The following is a 25,331-nucleotide window of genomic DNA, read 5'->3' as shown; positions in this document are numbered from 1 at the left end:
GCACGGCGACGCAAGAAAGTGAACCTCGATTCACGCCGTGTTTACCCGGCGGTTCACTCGGTACGACGTTCGGCGCTTCCGTTTCAGCAGGGCGCGCGTCAACGCGTAGACGCGGGATAGCCGAATGTGAATTAAGATCATCCATATGAACTGCATGAGGAGTCCGCGTTTATGCCGCAGCCAGTCGGCTTGCTTTGCAGTCGGGTTCTAAATTCGGCGGAACGCAGGCAAACCGAGCCAGCATTGGGATTTCGCGGTCTAAGATATGCTGAAAAGCCTTTGAGGAACGCTCGGACGGCGATAGACGAACGTCCCGGCTAGGTGCCGGTCAGACTAACACGACAATTGTTTTGTTTATGAACGAGCTCATCGAGCCGGCGACCCGGCGCACACCCAAAGGTGATACGACCCGAGAAGCGATCAAGCTTGCCGCGAAACGCGCGTTGGCCGCAGAGGGGTTCTCGAATGCGAAGATCGCGGACATTATGGCGAGCGTTAACCGCTCTCCGGGGGCATTCTACAAGTACTATCCGAGCAAGGAGGCGCTGTTGCTTGATTTGCTCGATGCATTTCGAGCACGCCTCAAGGCGGAGGTAAACCGCTCTTTGGACATGAGTGAGGAGCCTGTTGAACACCTGAAAGAGCGGCTAGGGGCGTTCTGGAAAATCTATCGCGATGACTGGCCTGTTGCGACCGCAGCGTTTCAGATGTCCATGGCGAACCGGGAGTTTGCTCGCGCGTGGCACGGTGTGAGGCAACAAGGCATACGAGGCATGTCAAGCGTGATCAAACTTCTTCAACAGAAAGGCTTTTGCTCCGGTCTCGATAGCGAACTCATTGCCTCCGCGCTGTGTTCGATGCTCGAATACACCGGCTACAACTGGACTGCGCGCGCCGGTGACTTTCCCGATCGACTGATTGATGACGCGACTGCTATTGAGGTATTGACTCGACTGGTTTTAGATGGCGTCAGAGGAGGTGCCGCTCAGATCGCAGCCCTGCCTTCGGCAGCCAAGGAGCTTGGCCGCGATCGGATGCGGCGTCGTACGCCGTCATAGCGCCGCTGACCCGGCGAATCGCGTAGGTGAATCAGTCAACCCATTCTCCGGTGCCGGTCTTGCCAGAGTCGCGCTGCAGTCGGCACCCAGCGAGTCGCCATAGTAACGGGCTTCGGCGTCGGACCGTGGAATATTGCCGATCTGTTCAAGCAGGCGCCGGTGGGTCAAGCGCCGAGGGTTCGACAGCCTGCACGTTGCCCCATGAACCACCACGATGAATGACTTCCGCCGCGTCACTCGGCTATCCGTCGCCCAAGCATTCACCCGCGTGCATGGTGTATGCCCAGCAATTTTTAACATCTGACTCGACCCGCGGTCGCGTTAACGCCGGGAGCGGGTCGGGGGGAGTCCATGGGGCTGTTCAACATGACAGCAGGCAACCCAAATCTGCGGCACTCTTGAGCTCGCCACGACCCAGCAAACGCAGGGGATTTGGCTACCGACGGCGACTTTGCACCACTCTTCGCCATTACGCTTACGACAGAATGAAGCGCCCACATCGTTGCGCAGACCATCGTCAACCAGATCCGTGCGCGAGCGCGAACTATACCAATCTGTTCCCGCAAAAAGACTCGATCAACGCGGCGATGCGCTCGGCCTGGTCGTGGTGAAGCATGTGCCCGGCGTCGCCCACGATTTCCTCCTGCCAGTCGGCGAAAGCGGAGAAGCGGCGCTTGAATTCGGCGATCGGCGTCGTTCCGGCAAACATTGCGAGCGTCGGCGACGCTTCTGCCTCCACGTGCAGTACCTTAGCCTGCACGCGCGACCAGACGGCCATCGCTTCGTCGAGCCGGTATAGCGTAGGACTGCGCAGCTTGTGTGCCGGGTCCGCAAGTACACGGAAAGAGCCATCGGGTTCCTGGCGGGACCAATGCTGCGCCAGAAAGCGCGCGCGCGAGCGCGGAAGGCGCGGATTCGTGCGAATGAGGCGGTCGGCGACTTCATCGAGCGTTGCGTAGCCGTGCAGTTGCGGCGGCGCGCGCAGCTCGTCGAGCCACCTCGCGATGGAGGTAGGCGCCTGCGCTGGACGTGTCGCCGCGAGTCCGAAGCCTTCGAGATCGACAACGCGCTGCACGCGCTCCGGCCGCACGCCCGCATAAAGCAGCGCTACGTTCGCACCCATGCTGTGGCCGACGAGATTCACCTGTCCAGTGGGCGCGTAGTGGTCGAGGAGCGCGTCGAGATCGGCGAGATAGTCGGGGAAGTGGTAGTGTCCGCCGCCCAATTTCGCCACCGGCCAGTCCGACAAGCCGAAACCGCGCGCGTCGGGCGCGAGCACTTGCCAGGCGCTTGCGAGCGCATCGACGACGAACTGGAAGGACGCGGACACGTCCATCCAGCCGTGCAGCATGAAAATCGCGGGCGCATCGGGCAAACCCCAGCGGCGCACGTGCAGCCGCACGCCGCGCGCATCGACGAAATCGGAGCGCGATTCTTTCATTGGGTCGCCTTACGAAATGGACTGAAGAGGATGATGGCTTGACTATACCGGCGATGCGGATTTTTTGAGCCGGGCATTAGTCCGGACCTTGTGGGCCGTCCAGCATGGCCAACGCGCGCTTGACGTCAGGGTTTCTCGCAACCTTATTGCGGCGCGGGAACCGAAGGTAGCCGATCATAAGCAATCTGATCGTCGAAGTCGAAAAACTCTGCGGACAACGAAGCCATCCACCACGATGAAGGCTTGGAAGTGCATCATTGTGCCCGGCATCCAAAGGAATTCACGCAGCGTCTAATCGACGTGTACGCCAAGGTGCCGAAGCTCGTGAATCACCCTCGTGCAACAAGGTTCTCCTAACCACGGCGCATGCGCGACTTGAAAGAACCCAATCTCAATCTGATCATCGGTGCGAGCGGCTGTCCATTCGGACACATCGCTCGCGTAATAGCGTTTCCATTGTCCGCCCAGCGTTCTTGCGGAAGCGGAAATTCTACGACCCCGTCTATTGCGGAAACAGCAATTATGCCTTGTGCCCTTTAGTGATTCACTCTGGGGCAGCGGATGCCTACACTGAAGTCACTGAAACCCAACAAAGCATCATGAAACTCGCACCCATTATCGTCGCCGCTGCCGTCGCTATCCCGGCAGTCTCCTTCGCGCGATCGAATCAGCCGCTGACCCGCGCTGAAGTCAAGGCACAGCTCGTGCAGATCGAACGCGCCGGCTACAACCCCGGGATGGATAATTGCATGACCTACCCGCTTGAGATTCAGGCGGCTGAAGCTAGGGTCGCGGCGCAAAACGGCCAAGGCTACGGTGGTGTCGAAGAAGGCTCGCCGGAATCAGGTAATTATCAAGGTCCTGCGCAAACGGGCAACACCGACAGGACCCCGGCTTACGACGTTCAGTAACGCGATCGAACTATTGTTGGGGCCTCGGCCCTGATTAAAAGCAGCTGAGCCGCTGTCGGGACCGCCGGACGGCGAAGTGTGTCGTGAGATCGAGCGTGTATTGCCGGGCGCAACCGGTGAGCGAGGCAGAGCGGTTGCTGTTCCGCCGGGTCGATGAACGGCACATTGAGTTTCCATTTGCTGGAGCTCGATGGCACGACTGCTGCCTCAAGAGGGACACGAGATCCGCCGCAGCTGCGGCCGCACGCTGATGAAGCGCATGGGTATCGAGGCGCTACACTGCAAGCCGAACGGGAGCCGACGCAATGCGCAGCAAAGACCTGGCTGCATCTGCTGCGGGGCATGACGATCAATCGGACAAACCGCGTCCCGGCACGAGCTATATCCCGATGCCGCTCCGCTTCGTGTATCTGACCGCCGTGGTGGACTGGGGCAGCCGGAAGCTACCGGCCCACCGACTCATGCAGCGCATATCCGAACTCCGCAACTCCTCGACGAAGTTTTGATTGCTCGCTCGCGTTACTTTCTTCCATAGTTGTCGATTCTTAATGCGCGGCAAGGGTAAGTCCGGGGTAAATAGCAATTTACCTCTCAGCTAAATCGTGATTTACTTCTCCTGTGAAAGTTGGAGATAGCCAAGGCGAAGGACAGATCCGAGTCATGGCCACAAGCAGCCGCCGAAAAAGCGCATAGCCGTGTCCCTCGGGACTCCTGGAACGGTTGCGATGACGCTGCGTCCAGGTGCCAGTGGGATTCCGGCGGGGGTTTCCTTGCGGAAGAGATGGCAGGGCCGGCACAAGACATATCCGGAATTGCTCAACGCCGGTTTTCCCAACATGTTCGTCATCGCTGGGCATCGCTCGACTCGCGAGGAAGTCACCGCGGATTTCGCCGGTAGATCCGGGCCATATTGGAGGTGAGCGTCCATCTGCTCACCCGCAGCTTGGCGCCTAAATGGGAGTTTTTCTATGGCTAGCGTTTTTCTGCGCGAACAACTCGATCAGGCCGCTGCGCAGCACCCGGACCGGGTGTACGCGGTTTTCGAAGACGGTGAGCAGATTACCTTTGAGCAACTGCGCAGTCGCGTTGTTGCACTTGCTTCGTCTCTGCAAGCGCTTGGGGTCACGAAGGGACAAGTCGTGCTTTGCATGATGCCGAACAGTCTTAGGTTGCTCGAGGCCTGGTATGCATTGAATTATCTGGGCGCTGTCTTCGCGCCGCTCAACACGGCTTACAAGGGGCGGATGCTGGAGAATGCGATCGCGCTGCTGGAACCCGAGCTTGCATTCGTCAGCGGTACATTGATTGAGCAGTTCAATGCGGCGACGATGCCGCGGACAGTGATCGTCGATGGCAACATCGGAACGTTTGCGACTAGCACGGCCAATCGTGTAATGAAGTGGGACGAGCTGCGCCCTGCAGACCCTGTCTCGCCGGTAGCACTTTCTCCAGGCGACACCCAGATGATCATCTTCACCTCTGGAACGACTGGCGCGTCGAAAGGAGTGATGGTGTCGTATGCGCAACATCATGCGTTCACCACAACGTTCGGGCACCTGGCTGAAGACGACCGGTTCCTCGCCAATTTGCCGCTGTATCACATTGCGGGCACGATGCCTTGCCAAACCATGCTGTGGCGCGGCGGGTCGATCGCGATGCCAGGCAGCTTCAGTTCACAGAAGTTCTGGCAGTACGTCAGGGATAGTGGGACTACCTTTGCAGTCCTGCTGGGTGCGATGGCCAGCTTTCTCGCGCGGACGCCCAGTGCCGGAAACGCGAGCGGTACGAAGCTCAAGAGAGTTTCCGTCCTGCCGTTCGGTCAGGAGGCGCTCGAATTCCAGGATCGCTTTCGTTTGCCGATCATGACGCAGTACAGCATGTCTGAACTCTCCTGTCCCTTGGTCAGCGCGGATAACCCGACAAGCATCGGCATTTGCGGCACGGTGCGTCCGGGATACGAGCTGCGGTTGGTTGACGATCAGGACAACGATGTTCCAGGTGGCGAGGCTGGGGAGTTGCTTGTGCGCGCTGCGGATCCCTTGGTCCTCACCACTGGTTACTACCGCAACCCCGCGGCGACGGCGGAAGCGATGCGAAACGGCTGGTTCCACACCGGTGACGTGTTTCGTCGCAATGAGCGCGGCGAGTACTTTTTCGTTGATCGGAAGAAGGATGTGATCCGTCGACGGGGTGAGAACATCTCGTCCGTCGAGCTTGAGGCGGAGGTTTGCGCGCATCCAGGCGTGCTCGAAGGTGTGGCGGTACCGGTGCCGAGCGAGCACGGTGAGGACGACGTGTTAATCGTGTTCAGTCCGCGCGCTGGCGTACAGGTGAAAGAGTCGGAACTGATCGACTTCCTAACTGCGAGGGTGCCGCGCTACATGATCCCGCGCTTCGTCCGCATCTCGTCGGGTCTGCCGAAGACCTTGACCCATAAAATTCGGAAGGCGCTGTTGAGGGACGAGGGCGTGACGGCGGAAACTTGGGATGCCTCTACCTCGGCTTACGCGATTGTCCCCACCGTATCCAGCCGCGCGGACGATGCCGTGAATCCGTCCGGCGTGACGGACCGGGTATGCGTCGCCTGCGATGCCGGCCCGAAGGGACGCTCATGAAGAGGTTGCTGATCGCAAACCGTGGCGAGGTCGCCATCCGCATCGCACGGGCGGCGGCCGACCTAGGCATTTGGTCGGTCGCGGTGTACTCTCAGGACGACGTTCGCTCGCTGCACCGCCTGCGCGCTGACGAATCACGTGAGTTGCAGGGCTCCGGACCTGCCGCATACCTCGACATATCGCAGATCGTGGCCGTGGCACGCGAAACGGCTTGCGACGCTGTCCATCCCGGTTATGGTTTCCTCAGCGAAAGCGCTGAATTCGCTCGGCAGTTGCGAGCCGCTGGACTGACTTTTGTCGGAGCGCCTTCCGAGGTGCTGGACCTCTTTGGCGACAAGGGCGCGGCGCGCCGTCTGGCGATTCAATGCGGTGTGTCGGTCCCTAACGGCACCCTGCAAGACACCGGACTGGAGGAGGCTCTTCGCGTGTTCGACGAGACACGCAGCGGATTGATGGTGAAGGCCGTATCGGGCGGAGGTGGACGCGGCATGCGCCGGGTGGATGAGCGGGCGCACCTGGCCTCCGCCATTGAGGTCTGCCGCTCGGAGGCGAAACTGGCATTCGGCAATGAGGCGATCTACGTTGAGGAGTTCGTCACCGATGCGCGCCATGTGGAAGTGCAGGTGCTGGCGGACTCGAGCGGTGCAATCACCGTATTCGGGGAACGCGAATGTTCGCTGCAGCGTCGGCAACAGAAGGTGATAGAAGTCGCGCCCGCGCCCGGTCTGGAGCCCGCGGTGCGCGACGCGATGATGGAGGCCGCGAGCAAACTCTCACGCGCTGCGGGCCTGATTGGCCTCGGAACGTTCGAGTTCCTGATGACGTACGAAAGCGGCCGCGCGCATTGGGTCTTCATCGAATGCAATCCTCGGCTGCAGGTCGAACACACGGTGACCGAAGCAGTATTCGGCGTCGACCTTGTTCAGGCGCAGTTGCAAGTCGCTGCGGGTGCATCGCTTGAGGCGCTGGGCATGCAGCAGGAGCGCATCGGACCGCCGAACGGGTACGCGATCGAACTGCGCATTAACATGGAGCAGATCGTTGGAGGTGAAGTGCGCCCGGTGGCCGGCACGCTATCGGTTTTTGAGCCACCTGCGGGACCCGGTATCCGTGTAGACACTTTCGGTTATGCAGGTTTCGCGCCGTCGCCGCGGTTCGATGCGCTGCTCGCCAAGCTGGTCGTTCACGCGCCGAGGGCGAACTTCCGGACCGCCTTGAATCGGGCACAGCGCGCGCTCGCCGAATTCACGATCGACGGCATTCCGACCAACCAGTCTCTGCTTCATCGGCTGCTCGCGCATCCCGCAGTTGAGCAGATGGCTGTTACGACGAACTTCATCGAGCAGAACATGGGTTCGCTGCCTGAAGTGGCCGCCGGTCGTGCAAGGCAGTTCGAACCGGTCGGGCTCCCGCCTACGGGCGCTGGGGCTAATCCAGAAGAGGATCCACCGCAGGATGATGGATCGGTTGCGGTGCGATCGCCGATGGCGGGGTCTGTGCTGGAGTTGGACGTTGGCGTCGGTCAGAGGATTGGGGCCTCAGATCGCGTCGCCGTGCTCGAAGCGATGAAGATGCACAGCGAAATACACGCGGGCGCGGCAGGGGTGGTCACCCGGGTGCTCGTTAAGGTTGGCGATGTTGTCGCCGGCAACGCAGCCCTGCTGTGGGTCGCCCCAGCGGGGGCCTTAGATACGGGTGAGGATTCGGGGACGGATGTCCCGCGGGCAATCTCGCTCGAAGAGGTCCCTCCCACGATCGAGGAAGTCTGGACTCAGCGGGCCGCTACGCTCGACGAACAGCGACCGGTGGCGGTTGCGAAGCGGCATTCAAGCGGCCGTAGAACCGCCCGCGAGAATCTCGCAGATCTTTGTGACGAAGGCAGTTTTGTCGAATTCGGCTCGCTCGCCGTTGCGAGCATGCGCGGCTTCGATCCAGCGGAATTGCGGGCCATCAGCCCCTCAGATGGCATCGTTGCTGGCTTGGCCACAATCAACGGTGCGACACAGCGCCGCTCGCGCTGTGCGTTGCTCGCCTTCGACAGCACGGTTTTCGCCGGCACCATGGGAATGGTGGCCAAAGTCAAGATCGAGCGCTTGGCGCGAATCGCTGGCGAAGGCCAAATCCCATTGGTAATTTTTGCAGAGGGGGGCGGCGCGAGATCGGGCGAAAGCGATGGCGAGGGCGCTAATGGCAGTCTCGAAACGTTCCTGCAGCTCGCTCGTGTGAAGGGCAGGGCGCCCTTGATCGGCATTGTTGCAGGGAACTGCTTCGCCGCCAACGCAGCGCTCCTGGGCCTGTGTGACATCATCATCGCGACCCGTGCGGCTTCGATCGGAATGGCAGGTCCCGCGATGATCGAAGGCGCAGGACTCGGACGGTTCGCGCCGGAAGAGGTTGGTCCGGCGGCGATGCAAAGCCGAAACGGCGTGGTGACCGTGGTGGCCGAGGACGAGGCCGAAGCGGTGATGACGGCCCGCCGTTGCGTCGGGTACTTCCAGGGGCCAGCCCGAGCGGGGGAATCGCCGGACCAACGGCTTCTGCGGCATATCGTGCCTGCGAATCGCCTGCTCGCCTATGACATTCGCGCGCTGTTATCGACGCTCGCTGACAAGGACTCCGTGGTTGAGATGCGCCCGGAATTCGGCAAAGCCATCGTAACGGCTATGGTGCGCATCGATGGTATCCCATTCGGCATCCTGGCCAATGATCCTCGGCACCTCGGTGGCGCGATCGACGCCGATGCGGCTGACAAGGCAGCCGGATTCCTCCAGATGTGCGAGACGTTCGGCTTCCCGCTGGTCACCCTTTGCGACACGCCGGGCTTCATGGTGGGGCCGGACGCAGAAAAGCAGGCGCTCGTGCGCCACGTCATGCACATGATGGCGGTAGGCGCCAACCTTACCGTGCCGCATTTTACGGTGGTATTGCGCAAGTGCTACGGCTTGGGAGGGCTCACCATGAACTTGGGCAGTTATACGCGTCCGCTCTTTCACGTGGCATGGCCGAGCGGTGAGTACGGCGCGATGAACGCGGAAGGCTCCGTCCGAATCTCGCACAAACGCGAGTTGGCCGAAATCGAGGACCCTGACGAGCGGCGCCAGCGACAGCAGGAACTCGTGCAGGCCATCCAGGACAGGGGCAAGGCGCTGCGAGCGGCGGCCCGTGGGGCGATCGACGAAATCATCGATCCGGTCGAAACTCGCCGGTGGCTCCTCGCCGGCCTCCTCAGCGTGCGTCCGATCAACGGCGGAGATCTAGACTGTCCCACGTGAGCCAGCTGCGTCAGAGACGAACTTTGTCGATACCTAGCTTTTTGTTTGGGTCTGGCAACCGGGACAAATGAAACAGGCGGAGTAATGGGGGCGGCGTAAATCACCATTACGCAGAACCTGATTGACCATCTGCCTCGTCAGCGCGATCCACGGCTTTAAAGCGGTGGCTCGAAAAGCGCTCCGACACAGGCGCAAGCGATACGGAGATCGACATTGGAAAAAGTGGGCGCCGAACGGCCCACTTGCATACGAGAGCTATCAAGCGTGGTGTACGCCGCGTATTTCCAGCGCATGAACCCATGCCGATCACGATGGGCGGCGAAAGATCAGAGAACAAGCGGGCGACGGTGTTACGCATGCCACCCTTATGAAGCAAGCGACTAGGCTGAATAAACTCAACCACCCCTTATTGCTGCCCAGAATCACCGTAAATGTAAGAGATTCGGATCGTGACGATCAGAAAATTTTGAATTGCCGGTTCGACTGGTCGGAACTGGGTGCTTGAGGGCCCGCTTATGTCAAATCGACATTTCGCATCTGGCGCTCCGAGGTGGGCGCCTTTTCGACCGGCCGTGTTGTGAATGGGAAACATTGAGATGAAGACATGACGCTAAACAAGCCAGGCCCGCTATCAGGCATCAAGATTGTCGAACTCGCCGGATTAGGTCCGGCCCCTATGGGAACAATGCTCCTGGCTGACATGGGCGCGTCGGTTGTGCGGGTCGAACGGCCTTCAAACTCCGATCTGTTGACCACATTTCCTCGGGAATTCGATTGGACAACTCGCGGTCGACCCAGCGTTGCGGCAGACTTGAAGAATCCCGCACACCGCGAGTGGGTGTTGGGCCTGTGTGCACGCGCCGACGTGCTGGTCGAAGGATTCCGCCCCGGCGTTACGGAGCGACTCGGTTTAGGCCCGGAGGATGTCTCTGCCGTAAATCCGCGGCTGGTTTATGCACGCATGACAGGGTGGGGCCAGACAGGGCCGCTGGCAATGCGCGCCGGACACGACATCAATTATCTCGCGATCACTGGCGGCCTGGATGCCATCGGTCGCAAGGGCGCGCCCCCAACGGTTCCACTAAATCTGGTGGGCGACTTCGGCGGCGGCGGGGCCTATCTTGCGATGGGCGTTCTCGCGGCATTGATCGAGCGTCAGAGTTCCGGGAAGGGACAGGTCATCGATGTTGCGATGGTTGACGGAATTTCCAGTTTGATGACGGCTATCCACGGGATGCTCGCAGCGGGCGAATGGGTATTGGAGCGCGGTTCGAATCTCTTGGACTCGGGTGCGTACTTCTACGATGTTTATCAATGTGCGGACAATCGCTGGATCGCTGTCGGAGCCATTGAGAAGCACTTCCATGACGAGTTGATGCGCCTGCTCGGCATCGACCTTGGGCCGAGTGACCCTCGTGTCGATCGTTCGCGGTGGCCGTCGATGAGAGCGCAACTCCGGGAGAAATTTTCAGCACGTACGCGTGACGAATGGCAGGCGCTGCTCGAACCTGTGGACGTTTGCGTCAGCCCTGTTTTGAATATGGCCGAGGCATCCGCCCATCCGCATCTCAAGGCGCGCGCAACTTTCACTGCCGTGGATGGCGCGTGGCATCCGGCCCCAGCCCCCCGGTTCAGCAGAACTCCAACGGGCGGTCTCGAGAGGGTGCAGGAGGCTAGCGATGGTCCCGCAGAGTTGTTTTCGTATTGGGATTCGTCTGCAATGAATGCATCCAGTCGCTGAGTCCTACCGCCTTCCTTGTAACCTGAACCAAGGGCGTGACATGCACCTGATTGAATATTTTCTTCGCTCCGCCGAGCGATGGCCAGACCGCGTTTGTCTCGTAGACGCTACTGGGGAGCGCAGTTACTCCACCGTACAGGATACCGTGTGGGCAATTGCGCACGCCTTCCGAGCACGAGGTATCACGCCAGGAACCAGGGTGGCGTTGTACGGGCCGAATTCGTCCGACTTGATGGAGTCGATGCTCGGGATCCTGTGTGCCGAATGTGTATGGGCGCCGATCAGTGCGCGCAACACGGCCATCGAAGCCGCGCAGTACCTAAGACAAATAGAAGTCGATGTGCTGCTCTATTCCGAGAGCGTCGCCTCATCGGTCGAGCAGATCCGCGCGCTCACTCCGTCAACGCTGATGCTTCTTCCTATCGATAGCGAATCGCGCCTTGACTGGATTGATCCAGCTGCCACCCAACCGTTCCCGCACGGCATGGTGGACATGGACCAGTCTGTAGCGATAATGGCGTCGGGCGGTACGACGGGAAGTCCTAAGGGCATTTTGCTGACAGAACGCTGTTATTCCATGGGAGTGGCTACACTTGAAGCTCACTATCCAGGTGACTTCCCGGTGTATCTGGCGTGTGCGCCATTGACCCACGCCGCAGGTGGGCTGGCCTTGATGCTGTTGGGGCGCGGCGCCAAGTTCGTGATCTTGCCTGGCTTCGAGGCGCGTGTCGTAATGCAGACGATCGAAACGCATCGAATCACGCAAATGTTTCTCCCGCCCACGGCCATCTACATGATGCTGGCAGATCCGGAGCACACTCGATTTGACTATTCCTCGGTGAAGTACTTCATGTATGCGGGCGCGCCGATGTCTGAACAGCAGTTGCGCGAAGCCTTGCAAGCATTTGGTCCGGTCATGACGCAGTTCTATGCGCAGATGGAGTGTCATGCCTCGATCACTTGCCTGACTGCGGAACAGCACAGCGAAGCGCTCGCAGATCCGCAGAAGGCGCATTGGCTTCTCAGCGCCGGAAAGCCGACAAAATTCGCTCGAGTCGAGTTCATGGATCCTGATGGAAAGCTGTTGCCGGTAGGTGAGCGAGGAGAACTCGTCGTGCGCAGCCATCTCGTGTGCGCTGGCTATGTGGGTACTGCGGCGACGGCCCACGAAGGCGGCGACGGCTGGCATCACACGGGCGACGTCGGCTACCGCGACGCAGACGGGTTCGTCTACATCGTGGATCGTCTGCGCGACATCATCATCTCCGGCGGGTTCAATGTCTTTCCCACGGAAGTCGAGCGAGTCATCCTTTCTCATCGAAGCGTTCGGGACTGCGCCGTCGTAGGAACACCCGACGAAAAGTGGGGCGAAGCCGTTACGGCCGTCATCGAACTCAAGGACGGACAAACCATTGATCAGGACGAGCTGATTGCCTTCTGCCGCAAATCTTTGTCAGGCGTGAAGGCGCCAAAAATCGTTCGCATCGTAGATGCACTCCCGCGCAGCCCGGTCGGCAAAGTTCTGCGCCGAGCAGTGCGCGATTCGCTTTGGCAGGGTCGCAGTGGAAAAATCTGAAAAAGGAAGTTCTGCTGAAGATCCAGAATTACCGCGCAGCAGGGCCCCGCACAATGATCTACGTGACCGCTCTAGACGCTCCGACGACGGCGAGGGAAGCAGGCATTGCTGGAAGTTCCGTAATCCCAGCGCCGTTGCGCATCAGGGATGTCCTTGTTTACTTCGGCGGAGTCCTGCATTTTGCCAGGTTTCCATCGACGTTGAAGCGGGGCAGATCTACGTCGGCAATGGAATGGACGTTCCCGCCCCGGTACCGGCGTCGATGTGCCAGTGCCGGGTGTCATTAACAGTCAACCGAAAGGGGCGTCTGCCATGCAGATCAAGACAATGGGCTTGACCTAGCCAAGAACGTGTTTAGAGGTGCGGGTCCGGTAAAGTAACGTTGAGGTCTGTGGTCCGCATAGGGGCATCCTGTCCATCAAAAATGAACCGACCCCGGAATGTTGGACACGTTGACGTTCGTGCTGCTTATATTTCTTTCTGTATTGGACGGGACTAAGTCCTCGCAATCTTAGCTTGATTCGATCATGGTTGTAATAGTGGATGTAGTGTTTGATGCCGGCTTGCAGCTCGTCGAGGTTGCGAAACCTGTTCAGATGGAAGAATTCAGACTTGAGCGTTCGAAGAAGCTCTCCATCGTGGCGTTATCGAGGCAATTTCCTTTGCGCGATCTTGTGATTGATTCTGTCACCCTGGCTCCGAATGGCAGCCGTGATTCGACGGCATCCATAGCGGCCTTTGTGCTGCTCAAAGAGCGCGCAGATACGCTCTTTCAGGCTCACATATTTGTCCCCGGCCTGCAGTACCTTCTGCTGGTAATAGAAAGTGCTGCGGGCCAAGCCGGCCACTTTAAGGATGGCTGTGAGAGGTTAACGCTGCCTTAGTTCAAGCACGATTTGCGCTTTTTGTACCGCGCTGCTTTCGTCTTCGCCTGAACCAAGGCGTCGAGCTTTTTTAGATATTCGTTCTCCATGCGCAGCTGCTCCACTTCCGCAAGCAGATCCTCGCGGCGGTCTGCATCCGCAGCCGGCTTCTTTTTTGATGTTGGTGGTTTCGGCAGTCTCAGGGTAGAGGTTGCAGGCCGTGAACGTCCCGCGGCCAAACTGCCGTCATCATACTGCTGCTCCCACACTGCAATGATATTGAAATTGCGAACGTTCGAGAGCGCTGCGACCTGACGGAATGAAAGGCCTTCCTTCGCATCCGCTCCACAACTGCACTCTTGAATTCAGCGCTATATCGGACACAGCTGGTTCTTGTGCGCAGACCTTCCTCGCCATGCGCTCGATATGCCGCTATCCATTTGCGAAGTGACGAAACGTCTACGTTGTGGCGGGCCGCAACTCTTTTCAGCCCCGCATGGCCCGCGCAGTAATCTTTCGTCGCCAACAGTTTCTTCCTCTGTAAGCGCCCGGCAAAGGCATCCCTAGGCGCAAGTTGCCGTCAATCAAGGTCGCGGTGCGGGTGCCCAGCGATGCGGTAGCAGCGCCACATCTTGGTCTAAGCGACTGATTTAAAGATTCGATGGTCCGATCGAGCGGTGAAACGGGGCGTTGAAGACTGCGGTAGCTCAACTTACCGCATCTCTATGCCTTGGACGCGTGCGGTCGGAACAGCTGACCCTCGAGATGTAGTGGGACTGACTCTTTTTCTATAGCGGTGGCAAGTGCACATGAATCCCAACCGACTCGATTTTACGACGCTCTCGCTGTACACATTGGTCGTTAAGACCGGAAGCATCAGTAAGGCGGCTCACTTCAGCAACCTCGCAATCGGCGCTGCCAGTAAGCGCATTTCCGACCTGGAGCTCGCGCTCGGCACGGCGCTGCTGGCCCGCCACTCGCGTGGAGTGACGGCGACGCCCGCAGGAGAAGCGCTCTATAGGCACGCGCAACGCATACTCGAAAATGTCGACCAGCTCACCGCCGACCTCTCTGACTACGCAGCCGGCATCGACGGTGTCGTGAGTCTGTGGGCAAACACATCTGCTATCACACAGTTCCTACCCCGGGACATTCCGGCGTTTATGACGCAAAACCCGCGGATCCGAATTGAGCTGGAGGAGCAGAACAGTACGGATGTGGTCATGGCAGTCCTCGATGGCCGAGCCGACTTCGGCATCTTTGCGGACCGCACGCCCGAACTCGGGCTCCAAACCATCACCTATCGATGGGACAAGCTCGTTCTCGTCGTTCCCAATGGGCATCCGCTGACCGCACGCTCTCGAATCAATTTTTCCGAGGCGTTGGAGTATGACTTCGTCACGCTTTCCAAAGATACATCGCTGTACGCTCGCATGCGCCTCGAAACGGAGGCGGTGGGGAAACGTCTGAAGGTTCACATTCAGGTCAGAAGCTTCGACGCGATGTGCCTGATGGTGGAGGCGGGTCTCGGCATCGCCGTGCTTCCGCAGGACGCTGTTCGTCCGCATACCCGCTCGATGTCTATTACCAAAATTGAAATCGCGGACGGCTGGGTCCGTCGAAAATTGGTCATCGGGGCACGCGATTTCACAGCGCTGCCACGGCCCGCGCGCCTTCTGCTCGACCACTTGAAGGCCAGATCGAACGAAAACATGGCTTCGCTCTCGGGCGGTAACTGGGGTTAACCTCGAGCGAAGCTTTCGCGAAATATGAAAGCTGGTTATCCATTCTTAGCGCTTCCGCCTTTGCCATGCAGTTTGCACAATGTGTCTCAACAACGAGGAATTCGAGAAGCCTCGGCTTCCGAAGTACCGGCGACAGAGCGGCCCCCAAGCCTGCGACCTGGAGTGAGACATGAGTGAACTGCAAGCCCCCATTGGCGACATCGTCGCTGAGTTCAAGCGTGCTATGCGCCGCTTGGCAGCCACGGTCACGATTATCAGCACCGCGGACAAATCCGGTGCGCGTCATGGGATGACGGCAACTGCTGTCAATTCAGTATCGACGGACCCGCCATCCCTTCTCGTCTGTATTAACCACTCAGCGAGCATTCATAGTCCCCTGACGTCAGGAAAGCATTTCTGCGTCAACGTACTAACGACCGAACACGAGGATCTGGTCTCGGCCTTCAGCGGCAGGCTGACTGGAAGCGACCGCTTCAAAGTTGGCCGGTGGTACAACGACGCCGTGACGGACTCGCCTTACCTCGAGAACGCTCAGTGCAACCTGTTCTGCGAGGTCGATTCAATCGTCTCTGCCGGTACGCACTCGATTGTTATTGGCAAAGTCGTCGCTGTTCGCGTCGCGGAAGGCATTGCGCCGCTTATCTACACGGACGGCAAGCTCAGCGCGAGTCAGCCGCTCCAGACGGGAAACGTACGGCTCGATGCAAACATCTCCGCAATAACCCAGTTTCTCCCCGATGACCTCCGGGCATTCAACCTGAAAAACCCGCTCATCGACATCCACCTCGAAGAGAAGATCAGCACGAGCGTGGTCGACTCTGTCGCAAGCGGCGTCGCGGATGTGGGAATCATGATTGACGGCAAGGTGTCGACCCAACAAGCCGCGGTGGATGTGTTTCCCTATCGTCAGGACGAGCTCGTGCTCGCAGTGCCCTACGAACATGCTCTTGCCGAGCGGTCATCCGTGCGCTTCGTCGAGACGCTCGAATACGACTATGTCGACATGCATCCTGGCAGCCAGATTAGCCACCAGCTCTCCCGGGCGGCGGTCGAAGCCGGGATGCGCCTGAGGTGCCGCACTCAGGTCAAGAGCTATGACGCGCTCTGCATGATGGTACAAGCCGGTCACGGCATCGGCATTCTGCCTCGGAGGGTTGCGCAATCGATGGCCCGAGCTCTGAAAATCAAGATCGTCGCCATTGATGAGCCGTGGGCAAGCCGGACGCTGGCGATTTGCGTCAGGTCCTACGAGGGGCTCTCGCTTCCTGCGAAACGTCTCGTAGACCATTTGCGTCAACAGTACGAGGCCCACGCGACTCTGGACGGCGTGTAACGGCTCCCAAGACAGCAGGCGAACGCAACCATCCCAACTTCGCCCGCGATCCAGGTATTGCGAGAGCCAGCATGGTAGCAGGGTCAAACACACACGGACCTATCAAAGAGCAGTTCAAATCAAAGTGGAGATAGTTATGACGACGGATGCGGAAAAGCTTGTTTCGAAGAACCCGATGGTTAGTTCGCCCAACAAGATGAAGCTGGGTGTCTTTGCGCTCAACGCGCACGGCGGAACGGCGATTTCCGTTGCCCCTGAAGTTCACAAAGCGGACAACTGGCCGCGAAGCGCAGAAATCATTCGCGCCGCTGACCAGGCTGGTTTCGAAGCAATGATTCCCATCGGCCGCTGGCGTGGCTTTGGCGGCGAGAGCAACTTCGGCGGGACCAGCTTCGAAACGTACACGTGGGCAGCAGGCGTCGCGGCTATCACCGACCAGATTGCCTGCATCACGACTTCACACGTGCCTACGGTCCATCCGCTGCTGGCTGCAAAGCAGGCCGCGACCATCGACCACATCAGTAACGGCCGCTTTGGCCTGAACATCATCTGCGGCTGGTTCGGCCCCGAGATGCGCATGTTCGGCGGCAAGATGATGGACCACGATGACCGCTACGACTACGCGGACGAGTGGATTGAAGTCATCCAGAAGGCCTGGACGGAGAAGGGCTACTTCGACTACAAAACCAAGAACTTCAATCTTGAACAGGCGTTCTCGGAACCCAAGCCACTGAACAAGCCGTTCCTCATCAATGCTGGCGGCTCGCCACGCGGTATGCGCTACTGTGCACAGCACTGTGACTCAGCGTTCATCATTCTGGGCTCCCACGAGCCGCAAGCCGTGGCTGCACAGATTCGCAAGTACAAAGATCTCGCGCGAAATGAATTCGGACGCGACCTGAAGGTCTGGTGCTATTCCTACGTCTCGGTCGCAGAAAGCCTTGCCCAGGCGCAAAAGTACGTAGACCGCTATGTGACCGAGTTCGGCGACGACGAGGCTTGCGAAAACATTGTCAAGGAACTCGGTATTCAGACGGGCATCATGACGCCCGAGCAGGCCGACAACTTCCGTTATCACTTCAAGGGCGGCTGGGCTGGATTCCCGCTGGTCGGAACTCCGGAGATGATCGCCGACCATCTCGCGATGCTTTCCGACGCGGGCATGGACGGCGTCTGCTTAAGCTGGCTTGACTACAAGGCTGGCATTGCGCAGTGGAACGCTGAAGTCATGCCGCTGCTCGAGCGTGCCGGGCTGCGTGCTCCGTACGCATCGCGCTCGCTGTCAGCTGCCGCTTGAACCGGCAATGGACCGCGCACCAGTCCATACCGGTACGGCGAATCACGTCAGCCGGTTGATTCACCCGGCTGAAATACTACTGGAGGAGGTTTACATGCAGACGTTCCATATGCGCATCGGCGGCAAGGATTGTGAGGCGCAATCTGGACAGTGGTTCGACAGTTCGAACCCATACACTGGGGAGACCTGGGCGAAGATTCCTCGCGGAGGCGCTGAGGACGTCGACGCTGCTGTCAAAGCGGCTCATGACGCCTTCCGCTCTGGTCCGTGGTCGACGATGACCGCGACGAACCGTGGCGCGCTTCTGCGCGCACTGGGCGACGCTATCGCAGCAAATGCAGAGAAGCTCGCAGAGCTCGAGGTTCTCGACAACGGGAAGCTCCGTGCTGAAATGCTCGGACAGATGAATTATCTCCCGCAATGGTTTTACTATTATGGTGGTCTTGCTGACAAGGTCGAAGGCGCAGTTACGCCCATCGACAAACCGGGCATGTTCCACTACGTGCAGTACGAGCCGCTCGGTGTTGTGGGTGTCATCGCGCCGTGGAATTCGCCTTTGCTGCTCGCCGTCTGGAAGATTGCGCCGGCACTTGCGGCCGGCAACACGGTTGTGGTGAAGCCGTCCGAGTTCTCAAGCGCGTCGACGATTTTCTTTGCCCGTCTGTGCGACGAGGCGGGCATTCCGCCGGGCGTCGTCAACGTCATCACCGGCTTCGGACGGGAAGTTGGGGAGCCGTTGGTCAAGCATCCCCTCGTTGCGCGCATTGGCTTCACTGGGAGCGACGCGGGCGGTCGGAAAGTGAATGAGGCTGCAGCGAAGGACTTCAAACGGGTGTCGATGGAACTGGGCGGAAAGTCCGCGAACATCGTCTTCGAGGACGCAGACCTCGACGCTGCAGCACGCGGAGCAATCTCAGGCATCTTTGCGGCCACGGGCCAGACCTGCATGGCAGGTTCGCGCTTGCTCGTTCAACGCTCGATTCACGACAGGTTCGTGGAAAAGCTGGTAGAGGTCGTGGGCAAGGCTCGCCTCGGTGACCCCTCCTCTCCGGACACCGACGTCGGCCCGGTTTCGACTCCTCCGCAACTCGACAAAGTCCTTCAATACATCGAAATCGCCCGCTCCGAAGGTGCCGTGTGCGCTCTGGGCGGCGAACGCTCGAAACGGCCGGGCTGCGAAAAGGGCTTTTTCGTTGAACCGACCATCTTCACCAACGTGAACAACCAGATGCGAATAGCCCGCGAAGAGGTGTTTGGGCCAGTTCTGTCAGTTATTCCGTTCGAAGATGAAGACGAAGCAGTCGCCATCGCGAACGACAGTCCCTACGGGCTTGCTGCCGGCGTTTGGACCTCGAACTTGCGGCGCGCGATGATGCTGCCGAAACGCATCCACGCTGGCACTGTCTGGGTAAACGCTTATCGAGTCGTGAGCTACATGGCTCCGTTCGGTGGGGTGAAGTCTTCGGGTCTCGGGCGCGAGAACGGGTTGCGCGCCATTTTCGAGTTCCTTGAGACCAAGAGCGTCTTCATCAACACCGTTCCTCGCGAAGGGAACCCGTTCGTCCTCGGTTGATTTGACGCGGACGCAAAGGCATGGCTATCCGGTCGTACGAGCAATTTCCCACGGAGAACAAGATGGCATCTGATTCCATCGAATCTGCACTCGAGGCCATTGCCCAAGGGCGGATGGTCGTTGTGGTCGACGATGAGGACCGCGAGAACGAAGGCGACCTCATCATGGCCGCGGCAGCGGCGACGGAGCAGGATATCGCGTTCATGGTCCGTTACACCAGCGGTGTCCTTTGCGTCGCCCTTCCGGCCGAGCGTCTCGAGCAACTGTGTTTGCCGTTGATGGTGACTTCCAACAGCGACTCGATGAGCACCGCCTTTACGGTCACGACCGATTACCGAATCGGAACCACGACCGGTATCTCAGCGGCTGACCGCGCGATTACCATTCGCGCTCTTGTCGACCCGGCAGCGGACGCGGGCGACTTCAACCGGCCCGGGCATATCTTTCCGCTTCGCGCGGTTGAAGACGGTGTTCTTCGCCGTCCGGGACACACTGAAGCTGGCGTGGACCTTACGCGCTTGGCAGGAATGGCGCCCGGCGGACTGTTGGCAGAGCTGGTCAATGAGGACGGCTCGATGGCTCGGTTACCGCAACTCATCGAGTTCGCGAAGCAGCACTCGCTTCCCATCGTAACAATCAAGGACCTCATCACCTATCGCCGCAAACGCGAGCGAAGCGTTGAGCGGCTATCGACAGCGCGCCTTCCAACCCGGTACGGGACCTTCACGGTACACGGGTATAAAGAACGCATAACCGGCATGGAGCACGCGGCGCTCGTCATGGGCGATATCGCAGCCAGCGACGCGCCCCTGGTTCGCGTGCATTCGGAATGTCTGACCGGTGAAGTGTTCGGCTCCATTCGATGCGATTGTCGCGGGCAACTTGACCTCGCCATGGAGCGGATCGCCACAGAAGGTGCTGGCGTGGTGGTCTATCTTAAGGGGCACGAGGGTCGCGGTATCGGGTTGACGGAGAAGCTGCGCGCCTATGCCCTGCAAGACAACGGCCGCGATACTGTGCAAGCGAACCTCGATTTGGGTCTCCAGCCGGATGCTCGGGATTACTCTGTCGGGGCGCAGATTCTCCAGGACCTGGACGTCTCGTCCATGAGACTGATGACGAACAATCCATTGAAGTATCAGGGTATCCACGACTTCGGGCTGCGCATTGTTGAGCGTGTGCCCCTCATCACGGCGCCGAACAGTGAGAACGCGTCGTACCTGAAGACGAAGCAGAATCTACTGGGTCACCTATTGAACCTGGAGTCCACCCACTAGAGGCCTCGAGACCGAACGGCCGCAGAACGTACGAGCCGATTCGTCGCCTTCCAAGTGCCATAACTGCATGTCATTCAATCAGCGGATCGATGATCTTAGGACATACAAATAGGACTACATATGAGTAACTCAGGCCGAGACAAGATATTGCCGCTGGCCGGCGTAAGAGTTCTGGAGCTGGGCTCCCTGATTGCAGGTCCCTATGCCAGCGCGCTGCTCGCCCAGTTTGGAGCTGAAGTCATCAAGGTTGAACCGCCGGGTGTCGGTGACCCCCTGCGCAAGTGGCGGAAGCTTCACGAAGGAACGTCTCTCTGGTGGTATACGCAGAGCCGCAATAAGAAGTCCGTGACGCTAGACCTCAAAGCACCGGAAGGCCGGGAGGTCATTCAGCGGCTTGCCAAAGAAGTCGACATTGTCATCGAAAACTTCCGACCCGGAACGCTGGAGAAGTGGGGCATCGGCTGGCAGCAATTGTCCGAGCTGAATTCAAAGCTCATCATGGTCCGTATCTCCGGATATGGCCAGACGGGGCCTTTGGCGCAGCGCCCGGGCTTCGCTGCAATTGCCGAGTGCATGGGCGGCTTGCGCCACACTTCTGGTTTTCCTGATAGGCCTCCGGTTCGTGTCGGTGTGAGCTTGGGCGACACGCTCGCCTCCCTGTACGGAACGATTGGCGCGCTGCTCGCGATGCATCACCTGAAGGTGAACGGTGGTACCGGTCAGTTCATAGACGTCGCGCTCTACGAGTCGGTGTTCGCCATCATGGAGAGCCTGATCCCGGAATTCTCCGTGCAAGGCCATGTCCGCGAGCGCAGTGGCGCAAGTCTACCAGGCATCTCGCCGTCGAATACCTATCTCTGCGGCGACGGCAACTACGTGATTATCGCCGGCAACGGTGACGCCATTTTCCGTCGCTTGATGACCGCAATCGGTCGGCAAGACCTCGCTGACGACCCCGCGCTTGCTTACAACGACGGTCGGGTCAAGAACAACGAGGCCTTGGACGTCGCTATCTCGGCATGGACTCGCGAGCACCCGCTCGACGATGTCCTTCGAATTCTCGAAGAGGCTGAGGTTCCGAGCGGGCGAATCTATACCGCCGCCGACATCTTGAGCGACTCACACTACGGGGCTCGTTCGATGATCGAAGAGCATTCGCTGCCAGACGGCGTGCCTGTTCATCTGCCCGGAATCGTGCCGAAGCTGAGCGCGACGCCGGGTGCGACGAAATGGCTCGGTCCGTCCCTCGGTGAGCACACAGACGAGGTGTTGGGCAAACTTGGGTTTTCCGGCAACGACATCGCCCGACTACGCACGCAGGGCGTCGTCTGATGAGAGAGATTCACGCCATGACTCAGCAACCCGCGAAGAAGCTGTACATCCACGATGTCTGCGTGCGGGATGGTTTCCAGATGGAATCCGTCTTTGTTCCGACTGATGCGAAGGTGGACCTTATCAACCGGCTCAGTTTAACTGGACTGGCAAAGATTGAAGTCACCTCGTTTAGCTCGCCCAAGGCAATTCCGGCACTCGCGGATGCCGAGAGCGTATTGGTCAACCTCAACCGCGTGCCGACGGTGGAATACACGGCGCTCATTCCCAATGCCCGTGGTTGTGAGCGGGCCTTGAAGTGCGAACTCGACGAACACAACGTCGTTATGTCCGCGAGCGAGACACACAACCGCGCCAACTTACGGATGACGCGCGACCAATCCTTGGCGCAGTTCGCGGAGATTGTGAGGCTGACCAACGGAACGGTCGCCGTCAATGCATCTCTGTCGACTGCATTCGGGTGCCCGTTCGACGGGCAAATCTGCGACGACGATTTGCTCGCAAATATCGACAGAATCGCCGAGATCGGTATCAAGCGGTTGACGCTGTGCGACACCACCGGCATGGCGAACCCGGCGCAGGTTCGACGAATCTGTGAGCTAGTGCTCACACGATTCCCAGAACTCACGGTTACGGCGCACTTTCACAACACCCGTGGCATGGGGCTGGCCAACTGTATCGCCGCACTGGAAGGCGGTATCACCCGATTCGATGCGTCTCTCGCTGGACTGGGCGGTTGCCCCTTCGCGCCGGGCGCGAGCGGTAATGCCTGCACTGAGGACATGGTTCACATGTTCAACGCGATGGGTTACGACACGGGCATCGACGTCGCGAATCTGATTCCGTTGGCCAATGAAATCCCATCGCTGGTCGGGCACGACGTCCCGGGGCAAGTCATGAAAGCCGGCTCGTATGACCGCATCTATCCCATGCCGGACTGGCTGGGAGGAAAGGAGCAAACACGCCTTGCTGGCAGCGGCAATGCATTGATTGACCCCGAATGCCGGGTAACAGAGGTGGCAAAATGAGCGGACAAACGCTTTTCGAAAAAATCTGGAACAGCCATGTGGTCTCCACACCCGGTGACGATACCGCGCTGCTCTATGTAGACCGGCATCTGGTCTACGAGGTTACGAGTCCGCAAGCTTTCGAGGGTCTGCGTATCGCGGGGCGGAAGGTTTGGCGCCCGGAAACGGTTCTGGCAACCGCCGACCACAACGTTCCAACGACAGACCGAAGCGAGGAAATTCGAGATGCCCTCTCGCGAATCCAAGTTGCGCAGCTGGCCAAGAACGCGAGCGATTTTGGGGTGACGCACTTCGGCTTGGGCGACCAACGCCAAGGCATCATTCACGTGGTAGGCCCTGAACAAGGCGCCACTCTTCCCGGGATGGTGGTCGTGGCGGGCGATTCTCACACGAGCACGCACGGCGCCTTCGCTTCTTTAGCATTTGGCGTCGGCACTTCAGAAGTCGAACACGTGCTGGCAACGCAATGCCTGCTAACGAAGCGGATGAAGACGATGCTGGTCCGGGTTGACCGCCAGTTGCCGGAAGGTGTGTCGGCCAAGGACCTCATTTTGCACATCATAGGCACAATCGGAACGGCGGGAGCCACGGGCTACGCTATCGAGTTCACCGGAGAAGCCATTCGCGCGCTCAGCATGGAAGGCCGAATGACTCTGTGCAACATGGCGATCGAGGGAGGTGCACGAATCGGCTTGGTCGCAGTGGACGACACCACCATCGACTATTTGAGAGACCGGCCCTATGCGCCCACCCGTGCGAACTGGGACCGCGCTGTTCAAAAATGGCGGAACCTGTACAGCGATGCGGACGCGGTCTTCGACCGCATCGAGTTCTTCGATGCTTCCGCGGTCAAACCCATGGTGACGTGGGGCACATCGCCGGAAATGGTCGCGAGTATCGACGGGTGTATCCCCGAGTTGGAAAGCTTTAACGACCCGGTTAGGCGGGCGGCGGCAAACGCGGCGCTCAAATACATGGGCCTGACGCCGGGAGCTGCAATCAGCTCCATCGTGCCGCAGAAAGTTTTCATCGGCTCATGCACAAATGGCCGGATGGAAGACTTCCGGGCAGCCGCGGAAATCTTAAAAGGCAAGAAGGTCGCTAGTAGCGTCAGGCTTGCCTTGGCTGTACCAGGCTCTGGTCTGGTGAAAGCCCAGGCCGAGGCAGAAGGCCTGGACAAGGTGTTTCGTGAAGCCGGTTTCGAATGGCGCGAACCCGGTTGCTCCATGTGCCTCGGGATGAACGACGACCGGCTCCAGCCCGAGGAAAGATGCGCCTCCACATCGAACCGGAATTTTGAGGGGCGTCAGGGACGCGGTGGGCGTAGCCATCTCGTCTCCCCCGCCATGGCCGCCGCAGCATCCGTGGCGGGACGATTTGTCGACATCAGCAGATGGGTGCTCTAATGGACAAATTTGTTGAATTTCAGGGTCGACTTGCCCCAATTGACCGCACGAACGTCGACACGGACGCCATCATCCCAAAGCAGTTCATGAAGTCGATAAACCGGACCGGCTTTGGCGTCAACCTCTTCGACGAGTGGCGCTATCTTGACCCGGGCGAACCGGGCAAGGACATTTCAGAGCGGCAACCGAATCCGGATTTCCCGCTGAATCAGCCGCGATTCAGGGATGCTCGGGCATTGCTGACCCGCCAGAACTTCGGGTGCGGCTCCAGCCGTGAGCACGCGGTGTGGGCACTTCACGACTTCGGCATCCGTGTCATCGTTGCACCGAGCTTCGCGGACATCTTCTACGGAAACTGCTTCAAGAACGGCATTCTGCCTATCGTCCTAGCAGACGCCGCCGTCGACAGGCTGTTTGCCGAGATTGCCGAAGTAGAAGACTATTCGTTCCACGTAAGCCTGCCGGCGCAGGAACTCACGACTTCCGCTGGCGACACCTATAAGTTCGACGTGGACCCTGGTCGGAAGATGCGGCTTCTTGAAGGGCTGGACGATGTTTCGTTCACGTTGCGCTCTCGAGAGACCATCCAAGCGTACGAAAAGCGGCGTCGCGAAGAGGAACCGTGGCTATTCCCGAGTAACGCTGCGTAGCTGACGTAAGCGGCCGCTGGGCCCACTCGAAGGTGCGGCGACACCGCACCTTGCTGTTCTTACTTCTGCGAGCGTAGGTCTCGCAGGCTGTTGGTGCCCACAGTTGCCGCTAGCCGTGTCATTAAGTTTGCCATCAGGAAATTGACTGAAAATGCTCGATATATCGAGCAAAAACTGGAAAATCGAGCGATTTCAGGCTGTTGTAACGGCGTA

At 59.3% G+C, this 25,331-nt stretch carries 18 protein-coding genes and 2 pseudogenes; 16 read left to right on the top strand and 4 right to left on the bottom strand.

The features are described from left to right. Positions 1-356: 356 nt before the first annotated feature. Positions 357-1,058 (top strand): TetR/AcrR family transcriptional regulator, encoded by a 702-nt coding sequence (locus C0Z16_RS29295; RefSeq protein WP_102635546.1) that lies wholly within the window; start codon positions 357-359, stop codon positions 1,056-1,058. Between the two features lie 99 nt (positions 1,059-1,157). Here C0Z16_RS29295 and C0Z16_RS39010 read toward each other — a convergent pair. Both C0Z16_RS39010 and C0Z16_RS29290 read right to left on the bottom strand, forming a co-directional pair. Further along, positions 1,158-1,287: pseudogene (locus C0Z16_RS39010) on the bottom strand (IS3 family transposase); the annotation flags it as partial. Positions 1,288-1,602: 315 nt separating this feature from the next. Further along, positions 1,603-2,499, bottom strand: coding sequence for an alpha/beta fold hydrolase (locus C0Z16_RS29290; RefSeq protein WP_102635545.1), 897 nt, complete (start codon positions 2,497-2,499; stop codon positions 1,603-1,605). Between the two features lie 599 nt (positions 2,500-3,098). Between C0Z16_RS29290 and C0Z16_RS29285 the strand changes: the two genes are divergently transcribed. The 6 genes from C0Z16_RS29285 (at position 3,099) to C0Z16_RS29260 (ending at position 12,614) form a co-directional block, all read left to right on the top strand. Then, positions 3,099-3,410, top strand: a complete 312-nt coding sequence (locus tag C0Z16_RS29285; protein WP_102635544.1) for a DUF4148 domain-containing protein — start codon at positions 3,099-3,101, stop codon at positions 3,408-3,410. A gap of 305 nt (positions 3,411-3,715) precedes the next feature. Next, on the top strand, positions 3,716-3,916 hold the full coding sequence (locus C0Z16_RS29280) for a hypothetical protein (RefSeq protein WP_102635543.1): 201 nt from the start codon (positions 3,716-3,718) through the stop codon (positions 3,914-3,916). A 462-nt stretch (positions 3,917-4,378) separates the two neighbouring features. After that, complete coding sequence (locus C0Z16_RS29275) at positions 4,379-6,025, top strand: AMP-binding protein (protein WP_102635542.1); 1,647 nt, start codon at positions 4,379-4,381, stop codon at positions 6,023-6,025. Further along, positions 6,022-9,297 carry an acetyl-CoA carboxylase family protein gene (locus tag C0Z16_RS29270; protein WP_102635541.1) on the top strand — a complete coding sequence of 1,092 codons (3,276 nt, stop codon included), beginning with the start codon at positions 6,022-6,024 and terminating at the stop codon, positions 9,295-9,297. The genes C0Z16_RS29275 and C0Z16_RS29270 overlap by 4 nt, the downstream gene beginning before the upstream one ends. Positions 9,298-9,901: 604 nt before the next feature. Continuing rightward, on the top strand, positions 9,902-11,038 hold the full coding sequence (locus C0Z16_RS29265; protein WP_102635540.1) for a CaiB/BaiF CoA transferase family protein: 1,137 nt from the start codon (positions 9,902-9,904) through the stop codon (positions 11,036-11,038). Continuing rightward, positions 11,022-12,614: an AMP-binding protein gene (locus tag C0Z16_RS29260; RefSeq protein WP_102635539.1), complete on the top strand. Its 1,593-nt coding sequence runs from the start codon at positions 11,022-11,024 to the stop codon at positions 12,612-12,614. The genes C0Z16_RS29265 and C0Z16_RS29260 overlap by 17 nt, the downstream gene beginning before the upstream one ends. A gap of 479 nt (positions 12,615-13,093) precedes the next feature. On the opposite strand, the pseudogene C0Z16_RS39755 reads toward C0Z16_RS29260, so the two are convergent. Both C0Z16_RS39755 and C0Z16_RS39750 read right to left on the bottom strand, forming a co-directional pair. Then, a pseudogene (locus tag C0Z16_RS39755) lies at positions 13,094-13,284 on the bottom strand (IS3 family transposase); the annotation flags it as partial. Positions 13,285-13,676: 392 nt separating this feature from the next. Continuing rightward, positions 13,677-14,003, bottom strand: a complete 327-nt coding sequence (locus C0Z16_RS39750) for a helix-turn-helix domain-containing protein (RefSeq protein WP_455430270.1) — start codon at positions 14,001-14,003, stop codon at positions 13,677-13,679. Positions 14,004-14,286: 283 nt separating this feature from the next. Between C0Z16_RS39750 and C0Z16_RS29250 the strand changes: the two genes are divergently transcribed. The 9 genes from C0Z16_RS29250 to leuD all read left to right on the top strand — a co-directional run bounded on the left by C0Z16_RS29250 (position 14,287) and on the right by leuD (position 25,118). Next, positions 14,287-15,222 (top strand): LysR family transcriptional regulator, encoded by a 936-nt coding sequence (locus tag C0Z16_RS29250; RefSeq protein WP_102635538.1) that lies wholly within the window; start codon positions 14,287-14,289, stop codon positions 15,220-15,222. 169 nt (positions 15,223-15,391) lie between these two features. After that, a complete protein-coding gene (locus tag C0Z16_RS29245; RefSeq protein ID WP_102635537.1) occupies positions 15,392-16,555 on the top strand; it encodes a flavin reductase in 1,164 nt (387 codons plus the stop codon). Positions 16,556-16,691: 136 nt separating this feature from the next. Further along, entirely contained in the window at positions 16,692-17,852 is a 1,161-nt protein-coding gene (locus tag C0Z16_RS29240) for an LLM class flavin-dependent oxidoreductase (RefSeq protein WP_102635536.1), read from the top strand. A 94-nt stretch (positions 17,853-17,946) separates the two neighbouring features. Beyond that, complete coding sequence (locus C0Z16_RS29235) at positions 17,947-19,425, top strand: aldehyde dehydrogenase (protein ID WP_102635535.1); 1,479 nt, start codon at positions 17,947-17,949, stop codon at positions 19,423-19,425. A gap of 62 nt (positions 19,426-19,487) precedes the next feature. Further along, entirely contained in the window at positions 19,488-20,702 is a 1,215-nt protein-coding gene (locus C0Z16_RS29230; RefSeq protein WP_102635576.1) for a bifunctional 3,4-dihydroxy-2-butanone-4-phosphate synthase/GTP cyclohydrolase II, read from the top strand. 120 nt (positions 20,703-20,822) lie between these two features. After that, entirely contained in the window at positions 20,823-22,034 is a 1,212-nt protein-coding gene (locus C0Z16_RS29225) for a CaiB/BaiF CoA transferase family protein (RefSeq protein ID WP_102635534.1), read from the top strand. A 17-nt stretch (positions 22,035-22,051) separates the two neighbouring features. Continuing rightward, positions 22,052-23,062 (top strand): hydroxymethylglutaryl-CoA lyase, encoded by a 1,011-nt coding sequence (locus C0Z16_RS29220; RefSeq protein ID WP_102635575.1) that lies wholly within the window; start codon positions 22,052-22,054, stop codon positions 23,060-23,062. Beyond that, a complete protein-coding gene (gene leuC, locus C0Z16_RS29215; RefSeq protein ID WP_102635533.1) occupies positions 23,059-24,468 on the top strand; it encodes a 3-isopropylmalate dehydratase large subunit in 1,410 nt (469 codons plus the stop codon). Before C0Z16_RS29220 ends, leuC begins: the two co-directional genes overlap by 4 nt. Further along, positions 24,468-25,118, top strand: a complete 651-nt coding sequence (leuD, locus tag C0Z16_RS29210) for a 3-isopropylmalate dehydratase small subunit (protein WP_102635574.1) — start codon at positions 24,468-24,470, stop codon at positions 25,116-25,118. Before leuC ends, leuD begins: the two co-directional genes overlap by 1 nt. Positions 25,119-25,331 lie beyond the last annotated feature (213 nt).

The organism is Paraburkholderia rhynchosiae, assembly GCF_002879865.1.
Classification (GTDB): Bacteria; Pseudomonadota; Gammaproteobacteria; order Burkholderiales; family Burkholderiaceae; genus Paraburkholderia; species Paraburkholderia rhynchosiae.
Note: the sequence above shows the minus strand (reverse complement) of the source record. Positions and strands in the feature narration are given on the sequence as shown.

Coding starts and splice junctions, on each gene's coding strand:
- C0Z16_RS29290 (WP_102635545.1), bottom strand. CDS start 2,499: ATGAAAGAATCGCGCTCCGATTTCGTCGATGCGCGCGGCGTGCGGCTG.
- C0Z16_RS29260 (WP_102635539.1), top strand. CDS start 11,022: ATGCATCCAGTCGCTGAGTCCTACCGCCTTCCTTGTAACCTGAACCAA.
- leuC (WP_102635533.1), top strand. CDS start 23,059: ATGAGCGGACAAACGCTTTTCGAAAAAATCTGGAACAGCCATGTGGTC.
- C0Z16_RS29230 (WP_102635576.1), top strand. CDS start 19,488: ATGGCATCTGATTCCATCGAATCTGCACTCGAGGCCATTGCCCAAGGG.
- C0Z16_RS29270 (WP_102635541.1), top strand. CDS start 6,022: ATGAAGAGGTTGCTGATCGCAAACCGTGGCGAGGTCGCCATCCGCATC.
- C0Z16_RS29285 (WP_102635544.1), top strand. CDS start 3,099: ATGAAACTCGCACCCATTATCGTCGCCGCTGCCGTCGCTATCCCGGCA.
- C0Z16_RS29250 (WP_102635538.1), top strand. CDS start 14,287: ATGAATCCCAACCGACTCGATTTTACGACGCTCTCGCTGTACACATTG.
- C0Z16_RS29225 (WP_102635534.1), top strand. CDS start 20,823: ATGAGTAACTCAGGCCGAGACAAGATATTGCCGCTGGCCGGCGTAAGA.
- C0Z16_RS29240 (WP_102635536.1), top strand. CDS start 16,692: ATGACGACGGATGCGGAAAAGCTTGTTTCGAAGAACCCGATGGTTAGT.
- C0Z16_RS29265 (WP_102635540.1), top strand. CDS start 9,902: ATGACGCTAAACAAGCCAGGCCCGCTATCAGGCATCAAGATTGTCGAA.
- C0Z16_RS29220 (WP_102635575.1), top strand. CDS start 22,052: ATGACTCAGCAACCCGCGAAGAAGCTGTACATCCACGATGTCTGCGTG.
- C0Z16_RS29245 (WP_102635537.1), top strand. CDS start 15,392: ATGAGTGAACTGCAAGCCCCCATTGGCGACATCGTCGCTGAGTTCAAG.
- C0Z16_RS29275 (WP_102635542.1), top strand. CDS start 4,379: ATGGCTAGCGTTTTTCTGCGCGAACAACTCGATCAGGCCGCTGCGCAG.
- leuD (WP_102635574.1), top strand. CDS start 24,468: ATGGACAAATTTGTTGAATTTCAGGGTCGACTTGCCCCAATTGACCGC.
- C0Z16_RS29295 (WP_102635546.1), top strand. CDS start 357: ATGAACGAGCTCATCGAGCCGGCGACCCGGCGCACACCCAAAGGTGAT.
- C0Z16_RS29235 (WP_102635535.1), top strand. CDS start 17,947: ATGCAGACGTTCCATATGCGCATCGGCGGCAAGGATTGTGAGGCGCAA.
- C0Z16_RS29280 (WP_102635543.1), top strand. CDS start 3,716: ATGCGCAGCAAAGACCTGGCTGCATCTGCTGCGGGGCATGACGATCAA.